The organism is Brachybacterium sp. GPGPB12, assembly GCF_038396325.1.
Lineage (GTDB): Bacteria > Actinomycetota > Actinomycetes > Actinomycetales > Dermabacteraceae > Brachybacterium > Brachybacterium conglomeratum.
Map to the genome: position 1 here is coordinate 3,945,194 of NZ_CP149573.1, position 25,404 is coordinate 3,970,597.

10 protein-coding genes, 1 tRNA gene and 11 pseudogenes are annotated in these 25,404 nt (G+C 72.2%); 16 read left to right on the top strand and 6 right to left on the bottom strand.

The features are described from left to right. Positions 1-40: 40 nt before the first annotated feature. The 4 genes and pseudogenes from WKH84_RS23020 to WKH84_RS23035 form a co-directional block, all read right to left on the bottom strand. A pseudogene (locus WKH84_RS23020) lies at positions 41-1,854 on the bottom strand (ABC-F family ATP-binding cassette domain-containing protein). A 134-nt stretch (positions 1,855-1,988) separates the two neighbouring features. Further along, a pseudogene (locus WKH84_RS23025) lies at positions 1,989-3,309 on the bottom strand (ABC-F family ATP-binding cassette domain-containing protein); the annotation flags it as partial. A gap of 90 nt (positions 3,310-3,399) precedes the next feature. After that, on the bottom strand, positions 3,400-3,936 hold the full coding sequence (locus WKH84_RS23030) for a MarR family winged helix-turn-helix transcriptional regulator (RefSeq protein ID WP_341855238.1): 537 nt from the start codon (positions 3,934-3,936) through the stop codon (positions 3,400-3,402). Positions 3,937-4,031: 95 nt separating this feature from the next. Then, positions 4,032-4,679 (bottom strand): TetR/AcrR family transcriptional regulator, encoded by a 648-nt coding sequence (locus tag WKH84_RS23035; RefSeq protein WP_341855239.1) that lies wholly within the window; start codon positions 4,677-4,679, stop codon positions 4,032-4,034. Positions 4,680-4,857: 178 nt separating this feature from the next. Between WKH84_RS23035 and WKH84_RS23040 the strand changes: the two genes are divergently transcribed. From WKH84_RS23040 to WKH84_RS23050, 3 genes and pseudogenes are all read left to right on the top strand, one after another. Continuing rightward, positions 4,858-4,929 (top strand) — tRNA-Gln (locus tag WKH84_RS23040). 136 nt (positions 4,930-5,065) lie between these two features. Continuing rightward, a pseudogene (gene glmU, locus WKH84_RS23045) lies at positions 5,066-6,507 on the top strand (bifunctional UDP-N-acetylglucosamine diphosphorylase/glucosamine-1-phosphate N-acetyltransferase GlmU). After that, positions 6,504-7,484 carry a ribose-phosphate diphosphokinase gene (locus WKH84_RS23050; protein ID WP_341855240.1) on the top strand — a complete coding sequence of 327 codons (981 nt, stop codon included), beginning with the start codon at positions 6,504-6,506 and terminating at the stop codon, positions 7,482-7,484. The pseudogene glmU and the gene WKH84_RS23050 overlap by 4 nt, the downstream one beginning before the upstream one ends. 152 nt (positions 7,485-7,636) lie before the next feature. On the opposite strand, the gene WKH84_RS23055 is transcribed toward WKH84_RS23050, so the two are convergent. Further along, positions 7,637-8,203, bottom strand: a complete 567-nt coding sequence (locus WKH84_RS23055; RefSeq protein WP_308740599.1) for a hypothetical protein — start codon at positions 8,201-8,203, stop codon at positions 7,637-7,639. 492 nt (positions 8,204-8,695) lie between these two features. Between WKH84_RS23055 and WKH84_RS23060 the strand changes: the two genes are divergently transcribed. The 12 genes and pseudogenes from WKH84_RS23060 (at position 8,696) to WKH84_RS23115 (ending at position 22,743) form a co-directional block, all read left to right on the top strand. Further along, positions 8,696-9,253: a 50S ribosomal protein L25 gene (locus WKH84_RS23060; protein WP_341857021.1), complete on the top strand. Its 558-nt coding sequence runs from the start codon at positions 8,696-8,698 to the stop codon at positions 9,251-9,253. 157 nt (positions 9,254-9,410) lie between these two features. Further along, a pseudogene (pth, locus tag WKH84_RS23065) lies at positions 9,411-10,024 on the top strand (aminoacyl-tRNA hydrolase). Then, a pseudogene (gene mfd, locus WKH84_RS23070) lies at positions 10,021-13,704 on the top strand (transcription-repair coupling factor). Before pth ends, mfd begins: the two co-directional pseudogenes overlap by 4 nt. 83 nt (positions 13,705-13,787) lie before the next feature. After that, a complete protein-coding gene (locus WKH84_RS23075; protein ID WP_341857022.1) occupies positions 13,788-14,573 on the top strand; it encodes a MazG nucleotide pyrophosphohydrolase domain-containing protein in 786 nt (261 codons plus the stop codon). A gap of 67 nt (positions 14,574-14,640) precedes the next feature. Continuing rightward, positions 14,641-15,925: pseudogene (gene eno, locus WKH84_RS23080) on the top strand (phosphopyruvate hydratase). Between the two features lie 68 nt (positions 15,926-15,993). Beyond that, a pseudogene (locus tag WKH84_RS23085) lies at positions 15,994-16,440 on the top strand (septum formation initiator family protein); the annotation flags it as partial. 327 nt (positions 16,441-16,767) lie between these two features. Then, positions 16,768-17,285, top strand: a pseudogene (locus WKH84_RS23090) (DUF501 domain-containing protein). Then, complete coding sequence (locus tag WKH84_RS23095) at positions 17,282-18,235, top strand: exopolyphosphatase (RefSeq protein WP_341855241.1); 954 nt, start codon at positions 17,282-17,284, stop codon at positions 18,233-18,235. The pseudogene WKH84_RS23090 and the gene WKH84_RS23095 overlap by 4 nt, the downstream one beginning before the upstream one ends. A gap of 272 nt (positions 18,236-18,507) precedes the next feature. Beyond that, positions 18,508-19,689 carry an FAD-dependent oxidoreductase gene (locus WKH84_RS23100; protein WP_341855242.1) on the top strand — a complete coding sequence of 394 codons (1,182 nt, stop codon included), beginning with the start codon at positions 18,508-18,510 and terminating at the stop codon, positions 19,687-19,689. A 203-nt stretch (positions 19,690-19,892) separates the two neighbouring features. Continuing rightward, positions 19,893-20,690, top strand: coding sequence for a glucosamine-6-phosphate deaminase (nagB, locus tag WKH84_RS23105; protein ID WP_341855243.1), 798 nt, complete (start codon positions 19,893-19,895; stop codon positions 20,688-20,690). Between the two features lie 81 nt (positions 20,691-20,771). Then, positions 20,772-22,294 (top strand): annotated as a pseudogene (locus tag WKH84_RS23110) (NCS2 family permease). Then, positions 22,291-22,743, top strand: a complete 453-nt coding sequence (locus WKH84_RS23115; RefSeq protein ID WP_341855244.1) for a MarR family transcriptional regulator — start codon at positions 22,291-22,293, stop codon at positions 22,741-22,743. Before WKH84_RS23110 ends, WKH84_RS23115 begins: the two are co-directional and overlap by 4 nt. A 298-nt stretch (positions 22,744-23,041) precedes the next feature. On the opposite strand, the pseudogene serC reads toward WKH84_RS23115, so the two are convergent. Next, positions 23,042-24,212, bottom strand: a pseudogene (serC, locus tag WKH84_RS23120) (phosphoserine transaminase). A gap of 160 nt (positions 24,213-24,372) precedes the next feature. Between serC and WKH84_RS23125 the strand changes: the two are divergent. Then, positions 24,373-25,070: pseudogene (locus tag WKH84_RS23125) on the top strand (demethylmenaquinone methyltransferase). Positions 25,071-25,404: the final 334 nt, after the last annotated feature.

Genomic DNA, 25,404 nt, shown 5'->3' on the forward strand with positions numbered 1-25,404 from the left:
AGGCGCGAACCTCTGTCTGCGGGACGTGAGTTCTGGTCCGTCAGGTGATCGACTCGGACAGCTCCAGCCACCGCTCTTCGAGCTCGGCGACCTCGTCCTCTGCCTGGCGCGGCTCATCGGTATGGCTTTGCAGGCCCTCGTAGTCGCTTTGATCGTGGTCGGCGAGACGCTGGTGGATGCGGTCGATGCTTCTCGACAGCTTCTCCAGGCGGCGCTCGATCGCACCGATCTCCTTCTGCACCGCCCGGCGCTCCGCACCCGACAACTCCGAAGACGAAGACGACGACGCCGTCTTCTCCTCGCTGCTCTGAGCGCTCATCGGCGACGGTGTCACGGCCTCTTGCTCCTGTGCGGCTCGCGCCGCAGATACTCGTCCACCCCGCCGGGCACATGCCGTGACCCGCCATCGAGGATCGCGTACTGCTGGTCGGTGACCCGCTCCAGCAGGTAGCGGTCGTGGGAGACCACAATCAGCGTGCCCGGCCAGGAGTCCAGCAGGTCCTCCAGCGCGGCGAGCATATCCGCGTCAACATCGTTCGTCGGCTCATCGAGAGGAGCAACAGATTCGGCTCGCTGAGCAGCAGCATCAGCAACTGGAGCCGCCGCTTCTGCCCGCCGGAGAGGTCATCGACCCGCGCCGACAGATGCTCGCGGGCGAACCCCAGGCGTTCCAGCAGCTGCGCCGGGGTGAGGTCCTTGCCGTCGATCTGGAACGTCGTCTTGGTGCGGGCCAGCACCTCGCGCACCCGGTCCCCGCCGATGTCGGCGAGCTGGGAGAACTGCTGATCGAGGGTGCCGACCTGCACCGTCTTACCCCGCTTGACCCGGCCCTCGGTCGGCTCCAGAGTGCCGCAGATCAGCCCGAGCGGCGTGGACTTGCCCGCGCCGTTCGCGCCCAGGATGCCGGTGCGCTCACCCGGAGCGATACGCCAGGTCACCTCATCGAGAACCGTCCGACCCCCGAAGCTCACGCTCACGTCCTCCAGGTCCACCACCTGCTTGCCCAGCCGAGCGACCGCGACCCGCTGCTGCTCGATGGGATTGCGCACCGGCGGCACGTCAGCGATCAGCTCGTTGGCCGCGTCGATCCGGAACTTCGGCTTCGACGTCCGCGCCGGAGCGCCCCGGCGCGACCAGGCCAACTCCTTGCGCATCAGGTTCTGCCGCTTGCTCTCGGCCGCGGCCGCCATTCGATCCCGCTCCACCCGCTGGAGCACGTACGCGGCATAGCCGCCCTCGAACGGCTCGACCATGCCGTCGTGCACCTCCCAGGTCTCGGTGCAGACCTCATCGAGGAACCAGCGATCGTGCGTAATGACCAGCGACCCCACCGGAGTTCTTGGGCCACCGTCGTTTCATATGGTCGGCCAGCCAGGCGATGCCCTCCACATCAAGATGGTTCGTAGGCTCGTCGAGAGCGATGAGCTCATAGTCACCCACCAGCAGGGCCGCGAGAGCAACGCGTCGTCGCTGCCCGCCGCTGAGCCGGCCGATCATCGCATCCCAGGAGATGTCCGCGACCAGACCGCCGATCACATCGCGGATGCGCGCATCGCTGGCCCACTCATGTTCCGGAGCGTCGCCGACGATCGAGTACCCGACCGTGGCCTCCGGGTCCAGATCATCGCTCTGACCCAGGACCCCGAATCGCACGCCGCCCCGTCGGGTGACCCGACCCGCCTGCGGCTCGATCTGCCCCGAGAGCATCCCCAGCAGACTCGACTTGCCATCACCGTTGCGGCCGACGATCCCGATCCGGTCGCCTTCCTCGATCCCGACCGAGAGCGAGTCGAAGACCACCCGCGTCGGGTACTCCAAGTGCGACCCTTCGGCCCCCAGAAGCGGTGTAGCCATCAGCGACCACCCCTCCCGACCGGCGCGGTGCGACACGGCACGCCATACCGCCTCCCAAGGAGCCGGCGTCGAGCATCAGGGCGTGACGTCGCCCTGCCACGACGGTAGAATCGAGGTGTCCGGAACGAACAACCCATCGAATTGTTGGGTTCGTCCAGCACCAGCACGTTCGGCTCCTCGAGCGGCGTCAGCAGCAGGTCGAGCCGACGCTGCTGACCACCCGAGAGCGCCTTGACCTGCACCTTCTGATGCGCGGCGGTGAAGCCCAGACGCTCGAGCAGCTGACCGGGGGAGACCTCGTCCTTGCCGGCCGTGAACGTGGTGCGGTATCGCCCCACGACATCGCTGACCCGGGAGTCCAGATGCTCCTGCGGCCCCTCGAGCCGCTGGGACACCTGCCGCACCGTCACCGTCTTGCCTCGCTTGACCCGCCCGGCGAGCGGCTCGAGGTCCCCGGTGATCAGCGCCAGCAGAGTCGACTTCCCGGCGCCGTTCGGGCCGAGGATCCCGATCCGATCCGCCGGGCCGATGTGCAGGGTCACGTCCTCCAGCACGGTCGTGCCGCCGTAGCCGGCGTCGACGTCGAGCACGTCGATCACGTCGCGGCCCAGCCGCGAGGTCGCCAGCTGGGTCAGCGCGACCGTGTCGCGCACGGGCGGCTCGCCGGCGATGAGCTCGTTCGCCGCGTCGATGCGGAACTTCGGCTTCGAGGTCCGCGCCGGCGCGCCGCGACGCGACCACGCGAGCTCCTTGCGCATCAGGTTCTGCCGCTTCGACTCGATCGCGGCGGCCTGTCGGTCTCGCTCGACCCGCTGGAGGACGTAGGCGGCGTACCCGCCCTCGAAGGGCTCGACGATCCCGTCGTGCACCTCCCACATCCGGGTGCACACCGCGTCGAGGAACCAGCGGTCGTGGGTGATGACCACGAGCCCGCCGTCCTTCGCGCTCCAGCGCCGCCGCAGGTGCTCGGCGAGCCAGGCGATGCCCTCGACGTCGAGATGGTTCGTCGGCTCGTCCAGCAGCAAGCACGTCCCAGTCGCCGACCAGCGGCTCCGCCAGATGCACGCGGCGCAGCTGCCCGCCCGAGAGGTCCGTCAGCGGTGCGTCGAGAGCGATGCCGCCGAGCAGACCCGCGAGCACGTCGCGGATCCGCGCGTCGGAGGCCCATTCGTACTCGGGCCGGTCGCCCACCACGCGGTCGCGGACGCTCGCCCCGACCGTCGCCTCGTCCTGCTGGGTCAGGACACCGACGCGCACCCCGCCCCGCACCGTGACGCGTCCCTCGTCGGGCGCCTGCGCGCGGGCGAGCAGGCGCAGCAGCGTCGACTTGCCGTCGCCGTTGCGGCCGACGACGCCGATGCGGTCGCCCTCGTCGATGCCGACGGTGACGTCGTCGAGCGCGACGCGATCGGGCAGTGCGACATGGAGGGACTGGGTGCCGAGCAGATGAGCCATGGGGTTGGGGTCCTTTTGGGAACGGGGAGCGGGGTCGGAGGGTGCCGGGCGGCGCGGGCGCGGACGCTCACCGGGCGCCGCACGCCGGCTTCAGCCTCCGAGGGGGTCGTCGGACTCGAAGGTGAGCAGCAGTGTGCGGAGCATGCCCGCGAGCTCCGCCTGCTCGGCCGCGGCGAGCGGGCCGAGCGGCTCCCGCTCCGCCTCGAGCAGGCGCTCCATCGCGGCGTCGACACGGGCCACGCCGTCGGGACGCAGGCGCACCTCGACCGCGCGGCCGTCGTGCGGGTCGCGGTTCTTCGAGACCAGGCCGCGGGTGACCAGCTTGTCGATGCGGGTGGTCATGGTGCCGCTGGTCACGAGGGTCTCGTGCATGAGCGCGCCGGGGGATAGGGCGTCCTCGCCGGCGCGGCGCAGGGCGGAGAGCATGTCGAACTCCCAGCCCTCGAGCCCCGCCTCGGAGAAGGCCTCGCGCCGGGCGATCTCGAGATAGCGGGTCAGGCGCGAGACGCGGGAGAGGACCGCCAGCGGCGAGACGTCGAGGTCCTCGCGCGCCAGCTCCCAGCCCGCGAGGACCCGGTCGACCTCGTCATGGGGCGGCGCGGAGTCGTCCGCAGGCGTCGTGGGCATGGGGCGAGTCTAGGTTCTCGGTCCGGGCCGCGGTCGCCACGGGTGACGCGGGCGACGCGGGCGACGCGGAGGACGTGCCGCTCCGACCGAGACGCTCAGCCCTTCGTCTCCCCGCGCGGCTCGGGCTTCTTCTCCAGCGAGCTCAGCCCGAACCAGGAGAGGTTCACCATCCGCGCGGCGACGACCTCCTTCGAGGGCTTGCGGGTCTCGAGCCACCACTGGCCGGTGTAGGCGACCATGCCCACCAGCATCTGCGCGTACAGCGCGGCGTCCTTGATCGGGTACGAGTGCGGCCGCAGTCGCCTCGCCAGGATCACCTCGACGCGGCGCGAGACGTCCGTGAGCAGGGAGGAGAAGGTCCCCACGGAATGGCTGACGGGGGAGTCGCGCACGAGGATCCGGAAGCCGTCCTCGTTCTCGTCGATGTAGGCGAGGAAGGCCAGCGCCGCGCGCTCCATCAGCATCCGCGGATGCGCGCGCTGATCGGAGAGGGACTCCTCGAGCGCGGCGAGCAGGGTGGAGACCTCGCGGTCCACGACCACCGCGTACAGCCCCTCCTTGCCGCCGAAGTGCTCGTAGACGATCGGCTTGGAGACCTTCGCGCGCGAGGCGATCTCCTCGACCGAGGTCATGTCGAAGCCCTTCTCGGCGAACACCCGTCGGCCGACGAGCACGAGCCGCTCCCGCCGCTCCTTGCCCGTCATCCGGGTCGACCGGCCGCGAGGGGCCCCGTTCTCCGCCATGCGGCGAGTCTCCCATACGGCGACCGCACGGTGACCGGCGGGTCAGCGGAGCCCCCGGCGCGTCGACGGGCGCTGGTCGGGGCCGCCCGGGCGGTAGGATCGCCCCGCGTCCGTGCGCCCGTCGGCCCCGTCCGGCGGTGCCCCGCGCCTGCTCGCAGGCGCTCCGCGACGGGCGCGCTCCGCCATGGTGTAATCGGCAACACCTCAGATTTTGGTTCTGAAGTTTCAGGTTCGAGTCCTGATGGCGGAACGCTCACCGTCCTCCGGGCGGCGCGGCCGACACCCGTCGATCCCACCCTCGATCTCTAGGAGGCGCCGACGTGGCCACTGCCGAGACCACCGCACCCGTCGCCGTCATCGTCCTGGCCGCCGGCGCCGGGACCCGCATGAAGTCCCGCACCCCCAAGGTGCTCCACGAGATCGGCGGTCGCTCGCTCCTCGTGCATGCGCTCACCGCCGCCGAGGGCACCGGCCCCGGCGAGCTCGTCGTCGTCGTCGCGCCACGAGCGCGAGCGCGTCGCCGCGCACCTCGCCGAGCACGCCTCCGAGGTGCGGGTCGCCGACCAGGACGAGATCCCCGGCACCGGCCGCGCCGTCCAGTGCGGCCTCGAGCAGGTCGCCGCAGGCGAGGGAACCGTGCTGGTGACCTACGGCGACGTGCCGCCGCTGGACCCCGCGACGCGCGCGAGCTGGTCACCGCCCACGAGGCCGAGGGCGCCGCCGTCACCGTGCTCAGCGCCCGCGTCCCGGATCCCGCCGGCTACGGCCGGATCCTGCGCAGCGAGGACGGCTCCGAGGTGCTCGGCATCGTCGAGCACAAGGACGCGACCGACGAGCGCGCGCGATCGACGAGATCAACTCCGGCATCTACGCCTTCGACCTCGCCGTGTCGCGCGACGCGCTCGGCCGCACCACGACCGACAACGCCCAGGGCGAGATGTACCTCACCGACGTCCTCTCGATCGCGCGGGCCGACGGCCGCTCCGTGCGGGCCGTGGTGACCGAGGACGTGATGATGGTCGAGGGCGTCAACGACCGCGTCCAGCTCGCCCAGCTCGGCGCCGAGATGAACCGTCGCATCCTCGAGCGCCACATGCGCGCCGGCGTCACGATCGTGGACCCCGCCACCACCTGGATCGACGCCGACGTCACCATCGGCCAGGACGCGACGATCCTCCCCGGCGTCCAGCCGCACGGCGCCAGCGACATCGGCGCCGAGGCCGTGATCGGCCCGGACACCACCCTGCGCGACACCGAGGTCGGCGCAGGGGCCGAGGTGGTCCGCTCCCATGCGCCGCTCGCCGTGATCGGCGAGGGCGCGACCGTCGGCCCCTTCTCCTACCTGCGCGCCGGCACGGACCTCGGCGCGAAGGGCAAGATCGGCGGCTTCGTCGAGACGAAGAACGCGGTGATCGGCGAGGGCGCGAAGGTTCCCCACCTCAGCTACATCGGCGACGCTGAGATCGGCGAGGGCACCAACATCGGCGCCGGCACGATCGTGGCGAACTACGACGGGGTGAACAAGCACCGCACCACCGTCGGCCGCCACGCGCGCGTGGGCTCGGACAACGTGCTCGTCGCCCCGGTCACGATCGGCGACGGCGCCGCGACCGGCGCCGGCACCACCGTGCGCAAGGACGTCCCCGCCGGAGCGCTGGGCGTGAACGCTGTCTCGCAGCGGAACATGGAAGGATGGACCCTGCGACGCCGTGCGGGGACCCCGGCCGAGAGCGCGGCCCGGGCCGCCCTCGACGCCGAGCAGGGGTCCGCGGCACAGACGCCCGCAGGAACTGCCGCCGAGGAGCACAAGGAGCACGAGCAGCGATGAGCGGAATCGTCACCACCGGGGAGAAGCGACTGGTCCTCGCCTCAGGACGGGCCCACCCGGTGCTCGCACAGGAGGTCGCCGAGGAGCTCGGCGTCGAGGTCCTCCCCATGGACGCCTGGGACTTCGCCAACGGGGAGATCTACGTGCGATACGGCGAGTCCGTGCGCGGCACCGACGTCTTCGTGCTCCAGTCCCACCCCGCTCCGATCAACACCTGGGTGATGGAGCACCTGATCATGATCGACGCGCTCAAGCGCGCCTCCGCAAAGCGCATCACCGCCATCGCGCCGAGCTTCCCCTACGCCCGCCAGGACAAGAAGCACCGCGGCCGCGAGCCGATCTCCGCCCGCCTCATGGCGGATCTGTACGAGACCGCGGGCGTGGACCGCATGATCTCCGTGGACCTCCACGCCCCGCAGGTGCAGGGCTACTTCAACCGGCCGCTGGACCACCTGATGGCGCCGCCGATCCTCGCCGACTACGTGCAGAGGAAGTACGGCGAGGAGGACATCGCCGTGGTCTCCCCGGACGCCGGCCGGATCCGCGTCGCGGAGCAGTGGTCCAAGCGGCTCGGCGGCGTGAACCTCGCCTTCATCCACAAGACCCGCGACACGACGCGCCCCAACCAGGCCGTCGCCAAGCGCGTGATCGGCGACGTCACGGGCAAGACCTGCATCCTCGTCGACGACATGATCGACACCGCCGGCACCATCGTCCAGGCCTCCGACGCGCTGATCGCCAACGGCGCCGCCTCCGTCGTCATCGCCACCACCCACCCGATCCTCTCGGACCCTGCGACCGAGCGGCTGAAGAACTCCCAGGTGCGCGAGGTCGTGTGCACGAACACCCTCCCGGTCCCGCCGGAGAAGCAGTTCGACCGCCTCACCCAGCTCTCCATCGCGCCGCTCCTGGCGCGGGCGATCCGCGCCGTGTTCGACGACGGCTCGGTGACGAGCCTCTTCGACGGCGAGGTCTGAGCCGACGGCTCCTCCCGGCCCGGAAGCTTGTTCTGGCCCGGAGGCTCCTCTCGGCGCGGTGCCCGGCGGCGGGCTCCCGACGCGGAAGCGGCCCCGTCCCCCAGGTGGGGACGGGGCCGCTCCGCCGAGCGGTCAGTGGCGCCGAGCGGGGCTCAGATCAGGAACCGGTTGCCCTTGACGAGCCGGCTCCACTGCTTCCCGAGGCCGACGTGGTCACCGGCGGCCAGGCCCGCCATCGCGAGGACGGCGACCGCGAGCAGCAGGTGGGTGTCGTAGAGCGGGTTGGTCGACATCGGGAACGCGGCCAGGTACATGAGCGTGTACATCGCGGCGGCCGAGACGGCGGCGACGCGAGTGCCGATGCCGAGCATGAACGCCAGGCCCACGCCGAGCAGGCCGAGCATGAACAGCACGTCCGTGAGCGGGTTGATCGAGAGGAAGAAGCTCCACACGCCCGCGAAGGGGTTGCCGCCCTCGATCGAGCCGCCGAGGAAGCCGGCGGTGGGGGAGCCGCCGTTCAGCCAGGCGCCCTCGGGCGGGGTCGCGAAGCCGAGGCCGAAGGTCTTGTCCAGGAAGGCCCACAGGAAGGTGAAGCCGACCATCAGGCGCGTCACGCCCAGGAGCGTGTAGCCCCAGCCGGCCTTCCGCGTGGCGGTGACCTCGGAGGCGGCGGGGCGGGCGGGAGTCGCAGCGGCGGGGGTGGCGGCGGTGGCGCTCACGGGAGGGGCCTTTCGGTGTCGACCCGGTCGATGATCGGATCTCGGGGTGTCTGTCTGACAAGAACAACGGTAGGCCCGATCGACGGGTCCACGCGGGGACCAAGGTCGCTGATTTCTGCTCCTGACCTGCAGGGACGTTGGTTCCGGGGTGTTGGGCGAGGGGGTAGGGCGAGGGGAGGAGTGAGAGGGCGGGAGGCACTGCGCCATGCGGCGCCGCTCACCTCCGAGCCTCCATCGGGCGACGTGCGGAGGCCTGCGTGGTAATGTCTGCGCGTCACTTCGGCGAGGGAGGGGTCCTGCCCCTCCGTGATCGACGCGGTGCGGATCTCCGGGAGGAGTACCCTCCCTGTGCCCCGTGGCGTCGATCATCGTCGAGCCCCGCATCCACGAGGAGCACCACCATGGCTGAGAAGCTGAACGTCGAACTGCGCGAGGACTTCGGCAAGGGCGCGCGCCCGCCGTCTGCGCGCCGAGAGCCGCGTCCCCGCCGTCCTGTACGGCCACGGCGAGGACCCCCTGCACCTGTCGCTGCCCGGTCACGAGACCGCGCTCGCGGCCCGCAACCCCAACGCCCTCATCGAGCTGCAGCTCGCCGACGGCACCTCCCACCTCGCCCTGATCAAGGACATCCAGCGCCACCCGCTCAAGCGCACCCTGAACCACCTCGACCTGATCATCGTCAGGAAGGGCGAGAAGGTCGAGGTCGACATCCCCGTCGTCCTGACCGGCGAGGCCGTGTCCCCCGCGGTCGCGATGGTCGACCTGCAGTCGCTGACCCTCTCGGTCGACGCGCTGAAGGTCCCCGAGCAGATCGAGATCGACGTCGAGGGCCAGGAGGAGGGCTACCAGCTCTTCGCCGGCGACGTCGTCCTGCCGGGCGACGCCGAGCTCCTCACCGACGCCGAGATCCTCGTGGTCTCCGTGATGGTGCCGCGCGTGGACGAGGCCGACCTCGAGACCCCGGGTGAGGACGAGGACGCCGAGGGTGCCGAGGGCGAGTCCGCCGAGGGCGAGGACGCCGAGTCCTCCGAGGGCTCCGAGGAGGAGTGACCCCTCCGGGCCGGGGAGCGCGGGCACGACGCCCGTCGGCTCCCCGTCCCGCTCCGTTGCTCACACACCGCCTGCCGGGGCGTCGCGCATCGCGCGGCGCCCCGGTACGGTGTCCGGGGTCGTGCGCCGCCGCGCACCGGTGAGAACGAGGAGCATCATGACCGTGAGCGAGCGCCGCCCCGGGCCGTACCTGGTGGTGGGCCTGGGCAACCCCGGCCCGAAGTACGCCGCGACCAGGCACAACATCGGCCAGATGGTCCTGGACCACATCGCCGACGCCGCCGGCGGGCGATTCGCCGCCGCCAAGCGGGCGCAGGCCGTCGTGCTGGAGGGTCGTCTCGGCGCCCCCGGCGCCGGCGAGCGGGTGATCCTCGCGAAGACCACCACCTACATGAACGTCTCCGGCGGTCCGGTGAAGGCGCTGGCCGCCTACTACGGCATCGACCCCGAGCAGATCGTCGTCGTCCACGACGAGGTCGACATCCCCTTCGACGCGGTGCGCCTCAAGCGCGGCGGCGGCGAGGGCGGCCACAACGGCCTGCGTGACATCTCCAAGGCGCTGGGCACCAAGGACTACCTGCGCGTCCGCGTCGGGGTGGGCCGGCCCCGGGCGACCGCGACACCGCCGACCACGTGCTCGCCCCCTTCACCTCCACCGAGCGCCGCACGCTCGAGTCGCTGATCTCGGACGCCGCCGACGCCGTCGAGGCCGTCGTCCTCGAGGGCCTCACCGCCGCCCAGCGGCGCTTCCACTCCCGGGAGGACCGATGACCGCACCGACCGACCTGCCCCGCACCGACCGGGCCGCCGGCGCAGGCCCTGATGCCGTGAGCGCCGAGCGGTCCGCCGCGCCGCTCGCCCCGTCGCTCGCGCGCCTCGCCGAGGGCGCCGACCTCACCGCGATCCGCGAGCTCGTCGAGTCCGCCGGCGCGGACGAGGACCGTGGCCCGGGCGGGGACATCGTCGCCGCGACCGCGCTGTTTCCCTTCGTCGTCGCCGATCTCGCGCGACGCGCGAGCGCCGAGTCACCGCTGGTCGTGGTCACCTCCACCACCCGCGCCGCCGAGGACCTCCGGGCGGCGCTGAGCTCCCTCGTCGGCACCGCGCACGTCGCCGAACTGCCCGCCTGGGAGACCCTGCCCCATGAGCGGCTCTCCCCGCGCGCCGACACCGTCGCGAAGCGCCTGAAGACCCTGCGCCGCATCGCCCATCCGGAGACCGAGGACCCGGTGCACGTGCCGCTGATGCCCGTGCGCTCCCTGCTCCAGCCGATCGCGACCGGCCTCGGCGACCTCCGTCCCGTCCGGGCCCTGGTGGGGGAGGAGCACCCCCTCGAGGAGCTCGAGCAGGAGCTCGTCGACGCCGCTTACGTGCGCGTGGACATGGTCGAGAAGCGCGGCGAGTTCGCGGTGCGCGGCGGGATCCTGGACGTCTTCCCGCCCACGGAGCCGCATCCCGTGCGCGTGGACCTCTTCGGGGACGAGATCGACGACGTGCGGTACTTCGCCGTCGCCGACCAGCGCTCGCTCGATCCCGTCCCGCACGGGCTCGACGCCCCGCCCTGCCGCGAGATCCTGCTGACCCCCTCGGTGCGCGAGCGTGCCCGCGCCCGCGCCGAGGAGCGCCCGGTGTGCGCGACCTGCTGCTGCGCATCGCCGACGGCATCGCCGCCGACGGCATGGAGTCCCTCAGCCCCGTCCTCGTGGACGGCATGGAACAGGTCGCCGACGTGCTCCCCGCCGGTGCCCGCTTCCTCGTCGTCGACCCGGAGAAGGCCCGCGCCCGCTCCGAGGAGCTCGTCGCCACGACCGACGAGTTCCTCGCCGCCGCCTGGTCCAGCGCCGCGGCCGGCGGCGGACTCCCGATCGACGTGGGGGCGGCGAGCTTCGTGCCCCTGTCGGAGGCGAAGGGCCACGCCCGCGAGGGCGGCCGCGCCTGGTTCACCCTGGCCGCCTTCGGCCTCGACGCCGACCTCGACCTGACCACCTCTGGCACGTCCACCCACCCCGGCTACTCCGGCAAGCCCGCCGACGCGGCGAAGGACCTCGAGCGCCGTCGCGCCGACGGCTGGTCCGTCGTCGCGACCATGGCCGGCACGGGCGGGGCCCGCCACGCGGCCGAGAACCTCCGCGGCGAGGGCATGGCGGCCGTCTTCGCCGAGCGGCTCGAGGGGCCCGTATCCCCGGGAGAGGCCGTCGTCACCGTCGGCCCCTTCGCCGAGGGTCTCGTCGCCGAGGACCTGAAGCTGGTCCTCGCCTCCGAGCGCGACCTCACCGGCAAGTCCGGGGCGCGCCGCGGCGAGGAGCGGAGGATGCCCTCCCGCCGCCGCAACGTCGTCGACCCGCTCCAGCCGCGGCCCGGCGACCACGTCGTCCACGCCCACCACGGCGTGGGCCGCTTCGTCGAGATGACCAGCCGCACCGTCGGCACCGGCGCGAAGCGCACCACCCGCGAGTATCTCGTGATCGAGTACGCGGCCTCGAAAAGGGGCCAGCCCGGCGACCGGCTCTACGTCCCCTCCGACCAGCTCGACCAGGTCACCAAGTACGTCGGCGGCGAGGAGCCGTCCGTCAACCGCATGGGCGGCGCCGACTGGGCGAAGACCAAGTCGAAGGCCCGCAAGGCGATCCGCGAGATCGCCGACGAGCTGGTGCGCCTGTACTCCGCCCGGCAGTCCGCGCCCGGCCACGCCTTCGGCCCCGACACCCCCTGGCGGCGGGAGCTCGAGGACTCCTTCGAGTTCGTCGAGACCCCGGACCAGCTCTCCACCATCGAGGACGTCAAGAAGGACATGGAGAAGCCGGTCCCGATGGACCGCCTGATCCTCGGCGACGTCGGCTACGGGAAGACGGAGATCGCGGTGCGCGCCGCCTTCAAGGCCGTCCAGGACGGCAAGCAGGTCGCCGTGCTAGCCCCGACGACAGCCGCTGGCCCAGCAAGACATCTCGACACCTTCTCCGAGCGGTACACGGGCTTCCCCGTGACCGTGAAGGGGCTCAGCCGCTTCCAGTCCGCCGCCGACTCCGAGGCGACGGTCGAGGGGGCGCGCGAGGGCGACGTCGACGTCGTGATCGGCACCCACCGCCTGCTCACGGGCAACGTGCGCTTCAAGGACCTGGGGTCGCTGATCATCGACGAGGAGCGACGCTTCGGCGTCGAGCACAAGGAGACGCTCAAGGCGCCGCGAACGAACGTGGACGTGCTGTCCATGTCGGCGACACCCATCCCGCGCACCCTCGAGATGGCCGTGACAGGCATCCGGGAGATGTCCATTCTCGCGACCCCGCCCGAGGAGCGCCATCCGGTGCTGACCTACGTCGGCGCCGACGAGGACCGCCAGATCGCCGCCGCGATCCGGCGCGAGCCGCTGCGCGAGGGGCAGGTCTTCTACATCCACAACCGGGTCGAGGACATCGACCGCGTCGCCGCGCACCTGCGCGAGCTGGTGCCGGACGCCCGCGTCGCCGTCGCCCACGGCAAGATGAACGAGCACCAGCTCGAGCGCGTGATCGTCGACTTCTGGGAGCGGGACTTCGACGTGCTCGTATGCACCACGATCGTCGAGACCGGCCTGGACATCGCCAACGCCAACACCCTGATCGTCGAGAACGCGGACCGCTTCGGGCTCTCGCAGCCGCACCAGCGCGCGGGCGCGTGGGCCGTTCGAGCGAGCGCGCCTACGCCTACTTCCTCTACAACGCGGGCAAGCCGCTCACGGAGACCGCCCACGACCGCCTCACCACCCTCGCCACCAACACCGACCTCGGCGCCGGCATGCAGGTGGCGATGAAGGACCTCGAGATCCGCGGCGCCGGCAACCTGCTCGGCGGCGAGCAGTCCGGGCACATCGCCGGCGTGGGCTTCGACCTCTACGTGCGCATGGTCGGGGAGGCCGTCGCGGCCTTCCGCGGCGAGGCGAGCGCGCCGGAGAAGGAGATCCGGGTCGAGGCGCCGCTGGACGCGCACGTCCCGCACGACTACATCGGCTCCGAGCGCCTGCGGCTCGAGGCCTACGCGAAGCTCTCCGCGGTGCGCGAGATCTCCGAGATCGAGCAGGTCCGCGCCGAGCTCGCCGACCGCTACGGCCCGCTGCCCGCGCCGGTGGAGGTGCTCGCTGGACGTGGCCCGCTTCCGGATCGACGCGCGTGCCGCGGGGGTCGACGAGGTCCAGGCGCAGGGGAAGATGATCCGCTTCGCCCATCTCGAGCCCGCCGACTCCGTCGCGATGCGGATGAAGCGCCTGTACCCGGGCACGCCGCTCAAGCCGGCCCTGCGCCAGGTGCTCGTGCCCCGCCCGATGACCTCCCGCTTCGGCGGCACCGAGCCGCGCGACCACGCGCTGCTCGAGTGGGCGCGCGAGGTCTTTGCGCGAGCTCGTGCCCTCCGCGGCCGAGCAGATCTCCGCGCCCGTCGTGCAGGCGGAGGCGGGGTCGGGGCCGGCGAGGAAGTAGCCTCGCCCCCGTGAGCACCGCGCGCCGCCCCGTCCCGTCCGATCCCGCCCCGCGCGGCGCGCCCTGCGCGGGCCGTGGAGGTGATGGAGGCGGCGCGGGCGCCGAGCGGCGACGCCTGGACCCACCGGCAGACCCACGCCTCGCTCGCCCGCTACCTCCTCGAGGAGGCCTATGAGGTGCTCGAGGTGATCGACGACCCCGCCGGCCACGGCCCCGGGGCGCCGCCCGACGAACTCGGCGACCTGCTGTTCCAGATCCTCTTCCATGCGCGCGTGGGCCAGGAGGAGGAGCCGGCCTGGGACGTGGACGACGTGGCCCGCTCCTTCGTCGCGAAGATGGAGCGGCGCAACCCGCACGTCTTCGGCGACGCGCCCGAGCAGGCGCTCGAGGACCCCGCCGACGTCGAGCAGATCATCGCGCAGTGGCACGCCGTCAAGGCGCAGGAGAAGCGAGCAGGAGCGAAGAGGGCCGGCAGGAGCAGGGCGGCTCCGGGGCGGCTCCGACGCGCCCCCTCGGCTGGGCCGAGGGGATCCCCGCCGAGTCGCCCGCCCTGCAGACCGCGGCGAAGATCGTCCACCGCGCCCGGTCGGCGGGCGGGCTCGAGCGGCTGCTCGAGGCGGCCGACGCCGCGGCCTCGGCCGAGGACGCCGACGACTGGGGCGGCGACCTCGGCCGGGCGGCGCTCGACCTGGTCGTGGCCGCCGAGGGCCGCGACGACGATCCCGAGACCGCGCGCGCGCCCTGCTCGCGAGGACCTTCCGCGAGCTCGAGCAGGGCGCCGGCGCCTGACCGGGGCACTCGTCCGCCGTCGGCCCCCTCCGGCCGCAACCGCGGGCACGGGGGCGCGTGGCGGGCGTCGCTCGGCCTAGACTGTCGGGCGGACGGTCAGCGCCGACCGGACGATTCGAACTTCATCACCGAAGGAAGGAACAGCCCATGGCGACCCTGATCGAAGCACTCCTCGCCCGAGAGATCCTCGACTCCCGCGGCAACCCCACCGTCGAGGTCGAGATCCTGCTCGACGACGGCACGTTCGAGCGCGCGGCGGTCCCCTCCGGCGCCTCCACCGGCCAGTTCGAGGCCGTCGAGCGCCGCGACGGCGACAAGGACCGCTACCTCGGCAAGGGCACGCTCGACGCCGTCAACGCCGTGATCACCGAGATCCTGCCGGCGATCCACGGCATGGACGTCCAGGAGCGACGCGCGATCGATCAGGCGATGCTCGATCTCGACGGCACCAAGAACAAGGGCACCCTCGGCGCGAACGCCATCCTCGGCGTCTCCCTCGCCGTGGCGCGCGCCGCCGCGGCCTCCGCGGGCGTGCCGCTGTACCAGTACGTCGGCGGCCCGAACGCGCACATCCTGCCCGTCCCGATGATGAACATCCTCAACGGCGGCTCCCACGCGGACTCCAACGTCGACATCCAGGAGTTCATGATCGCGCCGATCGGCGCGGAGACCTTCTCCGAGGCCATGCGCGTCGGCGCCGAGGTCTACCACGCGCTGAAGGCCGTGCTCAAGGAGCGGGGCCTGGCGACCGGTCTCGGCGACGAGGGCGGCTTCGCCCCGAACCTCGACTCCAACCGCGCCGCGCTCGATCTGATCGTCGAGGCCATCGGCAAGGCCGGCTTCGAGGCCGGCAAGGACGTCGCGCTCGCGCTCGACGTCGCGGCCTCCGAGTTCTTCGAGGACGGCGCCTACACCTTCGAGGGCGCGAAGAAGTCTTCCGCCGAGATGGTGGACTACTACGCCGAGCTCGTCGACGCCTACCCGCTGGTCTCCATCGAGGACCCGCTGGACGAAGAGGACTGGGACGGCTGGAAGGCCATCACCGAGCGCCTCGGCACCAAGACGCGGCTCGTGGGCGACGACCTCTTCGTCACCAACCCCGAGCGCCTCGGCCGCGGCATCGACGAGGGCGCCGGCAACGCGGCCGCTGGTCAAGGTCAACCAGATCGGCTCGCTCTCCGAGACCCTCGACGCCGTGGACCTCGCGCACCGCGCGGGCTTCAAGGCCATGATGTCCCACCGCTCCGGCGAGACCGAGGACACCACCATCGCCGACCTGTCCGTCGCGACCAACTGCGGTCAGATCAAGTCGGGCGCCCCCGCCCGCGGCGAGCGCGTGGCCAAGTACAACCAGTCGCTCCGCATCGAGGAGGAGCTCGGCGAGGCCGCCCGCTACGCCGGCGCCTCCGCCTTCCCGCGCTACACGGCGTGATCGTCGCCGCCCGGGCGCACCGCGTTTCCCGCGCGGCGCGTCCAGGCGGAGGCCGTATCCTCTAGCGCATGAGCGACAGACGACCGGGCGCCCCGCGATCGACGAGGCGCCCGGTCGCCGCGTCCGGGGCCCGTCGCACCGGTGCGCGCTCGACCTCGCGCCCGTCGGCCGCCCCCGGCCGCGGCGGCGCCGCCCGCCCCGGCGGGACCAGGCAGTCCGCCTCCGGAGGCGGCGGCGGCGACCGCGGCCGGGGCCCCGCCGCCGCCTCCCGCCCCGCCACCGCCCAGTCCCGCACGGACGGGCCGGACGGGCCCGGCATCACGATCACGCGCCGCACCCTGGTGCTGGTCGCCCTTGTCGTAGTGGCGCTGGCGGCCCTCGTGCCGACGGTGAACTCCTACGTGGCCCAGCGGCAGAAGCTCTCCGACCTGCAGGGCCAGGTCGCCCAGCAGGAGGCGGAGGTCGAGGACCTGCGCGAGCAGGTCGCGCAGTGGGAGGACCCCACCTACGTCGCCGCCCGCGCCCGCGAGCGCCTCCTGTTCGCGATGCCGGGGGAGACCCAGTACCGCCTCACCGACACCTCCGGCCAGGACGTCCCCCTCACCGAGGCGCGACGAGGCCGAGGAGGCCGCGAAGGAGGGCGAGTGGTTCTCGACCCTCTGGGAGAGCGTCGAGGGCTCGAGCCGCCTGACCCCCGAGGACATCCCCGACGAGACCGGCTCGACCGACGAGGACGTCCCGGCCGAGGACCCCGCCGACACCACCGATCAGGACGACGACCAGTGACCGCACTCGCCCCTCTTCCCCACGAGACGCCCGCCTCGCCGCGCGACCTCGAGATCATGCGCCTCCAGCTCGGCCGCGACATGCGCGGCGTCGTCTCGATCGCCAGGCGCGCGCCTGCGGGCGCCCCGCCGTGGTGCGCACCGCTCCCCGTCTCGAGGACGGCACCCCGTTCCCGACCTCGCTGTACCTCACCCTTCCCTGGCTCACCCTCGAGCTCTCCCGGCTCGAGGCGACCGGGCTGATGGCCGAGCTCACCGAGCGCCTCGAGAGCGACGAGCGGCTCGCCGCCCCGTACCGGGCGGCGCACGAGCGCTACCTGGCGCGCCGTGCCGAGATCGGCGAGGCGGAGGAGGTCGCGCACGTCAGCGCCGGCGGGATGCCGACGCGCGTCAAGTGCCTCCACGCCCTCGCGGGCCAGTCCCTGGCCGAGGGTCCGGGCGTCAACCCGGTCGGCGACGAGGTGCTCGCGATGATCGACGGCGCCGTGCCCGAGCTCGTCTGCCGCCGCCAGGACGAGGAGCCCGGGACCGACGTCGACGAGCACGGCACCGACGAGGGCGAGGAGGGACGATGAGCGCGCCCGTCGCCGCGATCGACTGCGGCACCAACTCGATCCGCCTGCTGATCGCCCGGCGTGACGAGGGCACCGGGCGCCTCGTCGACCTCGAGCGGCACCTGGAGATGGTCCGCCTCGGGCTCGGCGTGGACCGCACCGGACGCTTCGACCCCGTCGCCGTCGAGCGCACGCTGGAGGCCGCCCGCCGCTACCAGGCGCTGGTGGAGCACTACGGCGTGCGCCGCGAGGACGTCCGCTTCGTGGCCACCTCCGCGACCCGCGACGCCTCCAACCGCGAGGACTTCATCTCCGGCATCCGCGCGATCCTCGGCATCGACCCCGAGGTCATCTCCGGCCAGGAGGAGGCGGAGCTGTCCTACCGCGGCGCGGTCAGCACCGTCGAGGGCCTGCCCGCAGGGCCCGCGCTGGTGGTCGACATCGGCGGTGGCTCCACCGAGCTGGTGCTCGGCACCACCGCCCCCACCCACCGCATCAGCCTGGACATGGGATCGGTCCGCCTCACCGAGCGCCACCTGCGCTCCGACCCGCCCGCCGACGCCGAGATCGCCGCCGCCGCGGCGGACATCGACGCCCTGCTGGACGAGGCCGCGGCGGCGATCCCGCTGGAGCAGGTCGCCTCGCTCGTCGGCGTCGCCGGGACGGTGACCACGGTCACCGCGGTCGCCACCGGGATCCGGGACTATCGTCCCGATGTCACCCACGGCGCCGCCCTTCCCGTCGACGAGGTCCGCGCGCTGTGCGGGACGCCGCTGCGGGAGACCCGTGAGGAACGGGCGCGCCACCAGGTGATCCACCCCGGGCGCATCGACGTCATCGGGGCGGGCGCGCTGATCTGGTCGCGCATCGTCGAGCGCGTCGCCGCCGCCTCCGGCATCGTCGAGACCCGCACGAGCGAGCACGACATCCTCGACGGGATGGCGCTGGATCTGCTGGACCACGCGCCCTGAGACCCTCAGCGCGTCAGGCGGTGACCATCTGACGAGGTGCTTTTGTCTCAGCGACCATACGGTCCTAGGCTGGGGTCCATGACGAACACCCTCGGCGGCAAGCCCCATGTCCTCATCCTCGGCGGCGGTTCCGTCGGCATGACCACCGCGTCCGAGCCGCGCAAGACGCTCGGAGCGGAGGTCGCGATCACCGTCGTGGACCCGCGCCCGTACATGACCTACGCGCCCTTCCTCCCCGAGGTCGGCGCCGGCGGCAGATCGATCCCCGCAACGTGCTTGCGCCGCTGCGCAAGGTCCTCACCGGCGCCAAGGTCGTCACCGGCTCCGTCGCGGCGATCCGCGGCGCCGAGCACACCGTGGTGGTGGACACCGAGGAGGGCGAGCGGCTCGAGATCTCCTACGATTACCTCGTGGTGGGCCTCGGCGCCGTCCCGCGCCTGCTCCCGATCCCCGGCCTCGCCGAGAACGCGATCGGCTTCAAGCAGGTCGAGGAGGCCACGGCCGTCCGCGACCGCATCCTCGCCAACCTCGCCGAGGCGGCGACCACGAAGGATCCCAAGCTCCGCAAGCGCCTGCTCACCTTCACCTTCATCGGCGGCGGCTTCGCCGGCGGCGAGGCCGTGTCCGAGGCCGAGGACATGGTGCGCGATGCCCTGCGCTACTACCCCGACCTCCACGCCTCCGACATCCGCTTCGTGCTCGTCGACGGCGCTCCCTTCATCTTCCCGGAGCTCACCGAGGACCAGCGCGCCTACGTGCTGAACCAGTCGCGCGAGCGCGGCATCGAGGTCAAGCTCGAGACCTTCCTGAACTCCGCCGAGAACGGAGTGATCAAGACCAGCGACGGCGACGAGTTCGAGACCGACCTGCTCGTGTGGAACGCGGGCGTGAAGCCCAACCCGGTACTCTTCGACGAGGAGACCTCCGACCTCCCGATCGTCACCGAGCGCGGCCCGCTCATGGGCAAGGTCCAGGTCCTGCCCGACCTGCGCGTCAACGGCGAGGACGGCCCCTTCGACGACGTCTTCGCCGCCGGCGACTGCGCCGCCGTGCCGGATCTCGCCTCGGGCGAGGGCAAGTTCTGCCCGCCCAATGCCCAGCACGCGGTGCGCCAGGCCAAGCGCCTGGCCGACAACATCGCGCGCTCCGTCCAGGGCCGCCCGCTGGTGGACTACTACCACAAGAACCTCGGCGTCTTCGCGACCCTCGGCATGTACAAGGGCGTCGGCCGCCTGATGCTCGGCGAGAAGGAGCTGGACATCCGCGGCCTCCCGGCCTGGGCGATGGCCCGCTCGTACCACCTGTACGCGATGCCGACGATCGGCCGCAAGGTGTCCGTCGCCGCAGGCTGGGTGGGCAACCTCGTCTCCCGCCGCGACATCATCGGCATCCCCCAGGCGGAGACCCCGCGCGCCGCCTTCGAGCTCGCCGCGAGCTCCGGCAAGAAGAAGTGAGCCGCGCGGGACGACGCTGAGCGTCCCCCGACACGACGCCGTCGCCCCTCAGGGGGCGGCGGCGTCGTCGCGTCCGGAACCTCTGTGGGCTCGGACCCTCCGTGAGCGAGTATCCTCGGATGGTCACGCAAACGAGCACGTTCGCGCACGCGGCAGAGTCGCGGCACTGAGCATCCGGCGCACGGCCAGAGAGGGGCAGGACCATGCAGATCCATATCGTGGAGGACGCCGCGGCCGGAGGCGTCGTCGTCGCCGACGAGATCCAGCGCGTCCTCGAGCGGACGGGCGACCGGGGCCCGGTGCTGGGCCTGGCGACCGGCTCCTCGCCGCCGCCCGCGTACCAGGAGCTGATCCGCCGCCACCGCGAGGAGGGGCTCTCCTTCGCCGATGCCCGCGCCTTCCTCCTCGACGAGTACGTGGGCCTGCCCCACGAGCACGAGCAGAGCTACCACCGCTTCATCCGCGAGAACCTCGTCTCCCACATCGACCTGCCGGGGGAGAGGGTCTGCTCCCCGGACGGCACCGCCGAGGACCCGCACGCCGAGGCCGTGGCCTATGACGGACGCATCCGTGACGCCGGGGGAGTGGACGTGCAGGTGCTCGGCATCGGCTCGAACGGCCACATCGCCTTCAACGAGCCCGGCGGCTCCCTCGGCTCCCGCACCCGCGTGGTGGGCCTGAGCCGCTCGACCATCGCCGACAACTCGCGCTACTTCGCCAGCCGCGAGGACGTCCCGATCCAGGCCCTCAGCCAGGGGCTCGGGACCATCCTCGAGGCGCGGCGGATCGTGCTGGTCGCCTCCGGGGAGAACAAGGCCGCGGCCATCGCGCGACTCGTCGAGGGCGGGATCAGCGCGCGCTGGCCCGCGACCGTGCCGCAGATGCACCCCGAGGTCGTCGTCGTCGCCGACGAGGCCGCCGCCTCCCGCCTCGAGTCGCACGAGGACTACCGCCACGAGCGCCGCCTCGAGGAGGCCGAGCGCGCCGCGCGCTCCCACTGAGACCGAGACCACCGGGTCCCGGGCGGGACCACCCTCCCCGGCAGAGCCCCGGTGGGCGCAGGGGCCGATACGATCGCCCTCATGCAGCAGGCCGATCCCTCCCCCTCCTCCTCCTCGCGCACCGCCCCCGACGCCGCGACCCCGACCCCCGAGCCGCGCGGCGCCCTGGACCGCTGGTTCCGCATCACCGCACGCGGCTCGACGATCCCTCGGGAGATCCGCGGCGGCATCGTCACCTTCTTCTCGATGTGCTACATCGTGGTGCTGAACCCCCTGATCATCGGCACGGTCCCGGACTCGACCGGGATGTACCTCGGCGGCGGCACCGAGCCGAACCTCCCCGCCGTCGCCGCCGGCACCGCGCTCATCGCAGGACTGCTGAGCATCTTCATGGGGGCGTGGGCGAAGTTCCCGCTGGCTCTGGCCGCCGGGCTCGGGCTGAACGCCTATCTCGCCTACTCCGTCGTCCCGCCGCCGGGCATGACCTGGGGCGGCGCCATGGGCCTCGTCGTCATCGAGGGCGTGGTCATCCTGTCGCTGGTGCTCAGCGGCTTCCGCAAGGCCGTCTTCGACGCCGTCCCGGCCTTCCTCAAGACCGCGATCGCCGTCGGCATCGGGCTGTTCATCGCCTTCCTGGGCCTGTACAACGCGAAGTTCGTGACGACCGCGAACGGCACCCCGGTCCAGCTCGGCAACGACGGGTCCCTCACCGGCTGGCCCACCTTCGTGTTCGTCGCCGGGTCGCTGCTCATGTTCGTGCTGTGGGTGCGCAAGGTCCCCGGCGCGATCCTCATCGCCATCGTCACCGCGACCGCGCTGTCGATCGTGATCGAGCGCGTGCTCCACCTGGGCGCCTTCGCCCCGGACGGCGCCGACGGCCCCGGCAATCCGGGCGGGTGGGCGATGAACGTCCCGGCCGTCTCCGAGTTCCCGGTCCAGCTCCCCGACTTCTCCACGCTCTTCACCGTCGACCCGATCGGCGGGATCACCGCCGCGGGAGCGGTCGGCGCCAGCGTCATCGTGTTCTCGCTGCTGCTGGCCGACTTCTTCGACACCATGGGCACCATGGTCGGGGTCGCCGCGGGGGCGGATCTCGTCGACGAGCAGGGCGACATCCCGCACTCCCAGCGGATCCTCGTGGTCGACTCCGCCGCGGCGATCGCCGGCGGCATGGGCGGAGTCTCCTCGAACACGAGCTTCGTCGAGTCCACCTCCGGTGTCGCCGAGGGCGCGCGCACCGGGCTGTCCGCCGTGGTCGTCGGCGTGCTGTTCCTGCTCTCGACCCTCCTCTCGCCGCTCGTGGGCATGGTGCCCTACGAGGCGGCGACCCCGGCGCTGGTGATGGTCGGCTTCCTGATGATGACCCAGATCACCGACATCGACTTCACCGACGTCGAGATCGCGATCCCCGCCTTCCTCACGATCATCCTGATGCCCTTCGCGTACTCGATCACCGTGGGCATGGGCGCCGGCTTCATCATGTATGTCTTTCGCTGAAGCTGGTGCGGGGCAAGGCACGCTCGATCCATTGGCTGATGTACGTGATCGCCCTGATGTTCGTCGCGTACTTCCTGCGCGGCGCGGTCGAGGGCCTGCTGCTGTGACCGATCCCGGGGCGGAGACCGAGATCGCCGAGCTCGCCGCCGAGCTCGCGCAGCGCCTGTCGCTGGTCTCCTCGCGGATCCTGCGCTCGCATACCGCCTCGCATGCGGTCTCCGCCTCGCAGTTCTCGGTGCTCGCGCACCTGGACCGGGCGGGGGAGTCCACCCCGGGGGCGCTGGCCGACTTCGAGCACGTGAGCCCTCCGGTGATGACCCGCGTGCTCGGCCGCCTCGAGGAGGCGGGGCTCGTCCGCCGCTCCGCCCACCCCGAGGACGGTCGGCAGGTGCGGGTGACCCTCACCGACCGGGGCAGGGAGCTCGTGCGGGCCGGCCGCGCGGAGCGGGACGCCTGGTCGCGCTCCCGTCTCGACGGGATCAGCGCCGCGGAGCGGGAGAGCCTGGGCGAGGCGACCGCCCTGTCGCGGCGCACGCTGGTCCCGCCGCGGGACTGACGGGGCGCGGAGGGACGCAGAGACGGTGGCGCCGGGATGCCGTCGCGGGCGAGCGGGGCGCCGCCCCGGGACCACGGCGACGCAGAAGCTCGGCGACGCAGAAGCGCGGCACCGCCCCCGCCCGCACCGCGAAGTGCCTCGCCGCGGCGCCGCAACGACTCCTCGCACGCGCGTGCGGCACGCACGAAGGGTCCCGTCCGCGGATGGGGCCCTTCGTGGTCTGTGGGACGCGTGATCCCCGCGGGCGGGCCGACGCGCAGCGGTCCGCGCGCGGGAGCCGCCCGGCCCGGCGAGGTGCTCAGGAGACGGCGTCGGCCGAGCGGTCGAGCACGTGGTCCAGGACTGCGATCAGCGCGGCGACGTCCTGCTCGTCCACGGCCGGGAAGGTCGCGATGCGCGACTGGTTGCGTCCGAGCTTGCGGTAGGGCTCGATGTCGACGATCCCGTGGGCCCGCAAGCACGGAGGTGATGGCCGTGGCATCGATCGAGTCGTCGACGTCGAGGGTGGTCACGACCTGCGAGCGCGCCGCCGGATCCGTCACGAAGGGGGTGATCTCCTCGCGCCGCTCCGCCCAGGCCTGGAGCATGCCGCTGGTGGTGCGGGTGCGGGAGTCGGCCCAGGCGAGACCGCCCTGGGCGAGCATCCATTCGATCTGCTCGGCCATCAGCACAAGGGTCGCCACCGCCGGGGTGTTGAGCGTCTGGTCCTTGCGGGAGTTGTCGATCGCGGCGGTGAGGGAGAGGAAGGACGGGATCCAGCGGTCCGCCGCCGTGCCGAGGCGCTCCGCACGCTCGATCGCGGCGGGGGAGAGGAGCGCGAGCCACAGCCCGCCGTCGGAGGCGAAGGCCTTCTGCGGCGCGAAGTAGTACGCGTCCGTCGCCGAGACGTCCACCTGCGCGGCGCCGGCCACGGAGGTCGCGTCCACGAGCACGAGCTGGTCCTCGCGCGCACCCTCGGGACGGGCGACCGGGACCATCACGCCGGTCGAGGTCTCGTTGTGCGGCCAGGCATAGGCGTCCACGTCCTCGGAGACGCGCGGGGCGGGGCGACTCCCCGGCTCAGCACGGATGACCTCGGGCTCCGCGAGATGCGGTGCGCCGGAGGACTCCGCGGCGAACTTCTGCGAGAACTCGCCGAGCACGAGGTGCTGGGAGCGCTTCTCGATCAGCCCGTAGGCGGCCACGTCCCAGAACGCGGTGGAGCCTCCGTTGCCGAGCACCACCTCGTACCCCTCGGGAAGGGAGAAGAGCTCGGCCAGGCCCTGACGGACACGAGCGACGACCTGCTTGACCGGCGCCTGACGGTGGGACGTGCCCATCACCGTGCGGGATACCGAGGAGAGCGCGTCCATCTGCGCATCGCGCACCCGGGAAGGACCGGAGCCGAAGCGTCCGTCGGAGGGAAGCGACTCCGAGGGGATGGTCAGGGCGCGCAGGGCGTCGGTGCGAGCGGTGCTGGCAGCGGTCATTCGAGCTCTCCTCACGAGGACGGTCCGGGCCGCCCGGTCACGAGGCGGCCCGGGGGCATTCTTCCAGGAACGTCTTCCGACGCCTCGGTCGGTCCGGGGAGCGTCGGGGGTGCGGGCCGGCGTGCGCTCCCCGGGGCACGGTCCGTGCGAGGATCAGGGCATGAGCCGTGCCGATCTCGAGAAGCGGCCGTACGACGTCGCGACGATGTTCGACGGCATCGCCCGCCGCTACGACCTGATGAACGACGTCGCCGCGATGGGGCAGGTCGGGATGTGGCGAGAGAAGATGGTCGAGTCCCTCGACATCGCTGCGGGGGACCAGGTCCTGGACCTCGCCGCCGGCACCGGCACCTCGAGCGCCGCCATCGCCCGCGCCGGCGCGCAGGTGGTCGCCGCCGACTTCTCGCTCGGGATGATGACCGAGGGCCGCCGACGAGGTGCGCCGGTCCCGTTCGTGGGCGCCGACGCCCAGCACCTCCCCTTCGCGGACGACTCCTTCGAGGCCGCGGTGATCTCCTTCGGCCTGCGCAACGTCCATGAGCCGCGGCGGGCGCTCGCCGAGATGTCCCGGGTGGTGCGCCCGGGCGGCCGTGTCGTGGTGTGCGAGTTCTCGACCCCGACGTGGCGTCCCTTCCGGGCGGTCTACGAGAACTACCTGCTGCGTGCGGCGCCCGCCGTGGCACGACGCGTCGCCACGAGCGCCGACGCCTACGACTACCTCGCCGAGTCGATCCTGGACTGGCCGGACCAGGAGGCGCGCGCGGATGGTTCGCACAGGCCGGCCTCGAGCAGGTCCAGTATCGGAACCTCAGCGGGGGCATCGTCGCCCTGCACCGTGGAGTGGTGCCCGCTCGCTGACCTCCTCGATCCTCGCCCTGACCTGCACGGACAGGCGAGACGAGGATCGGCGACGGGGCCGATGCGCGCCTCGACGGGGAGCGATGTGGTCGAGGCCACCTCGAAAAGAGCCGTTCTGGCTTGACGGGGTCTCGGAACCCCCGTAATGTTCTTCCTCGTGCCCAGGAGATCGGGACAGCGGATCGGCCCATGGTCGAGAGGTTGGAACTGGTCCTGACCTGGGGCGGAAGGTTCTCGGAAGAGGATCGCGGCGCGGATCACACCGCAGCGATTTGACTCGGGGGAGCGGAAGTCCTAAGTTAGACGGGTTGCCTCAGGGCGAAGAACTTGAAAA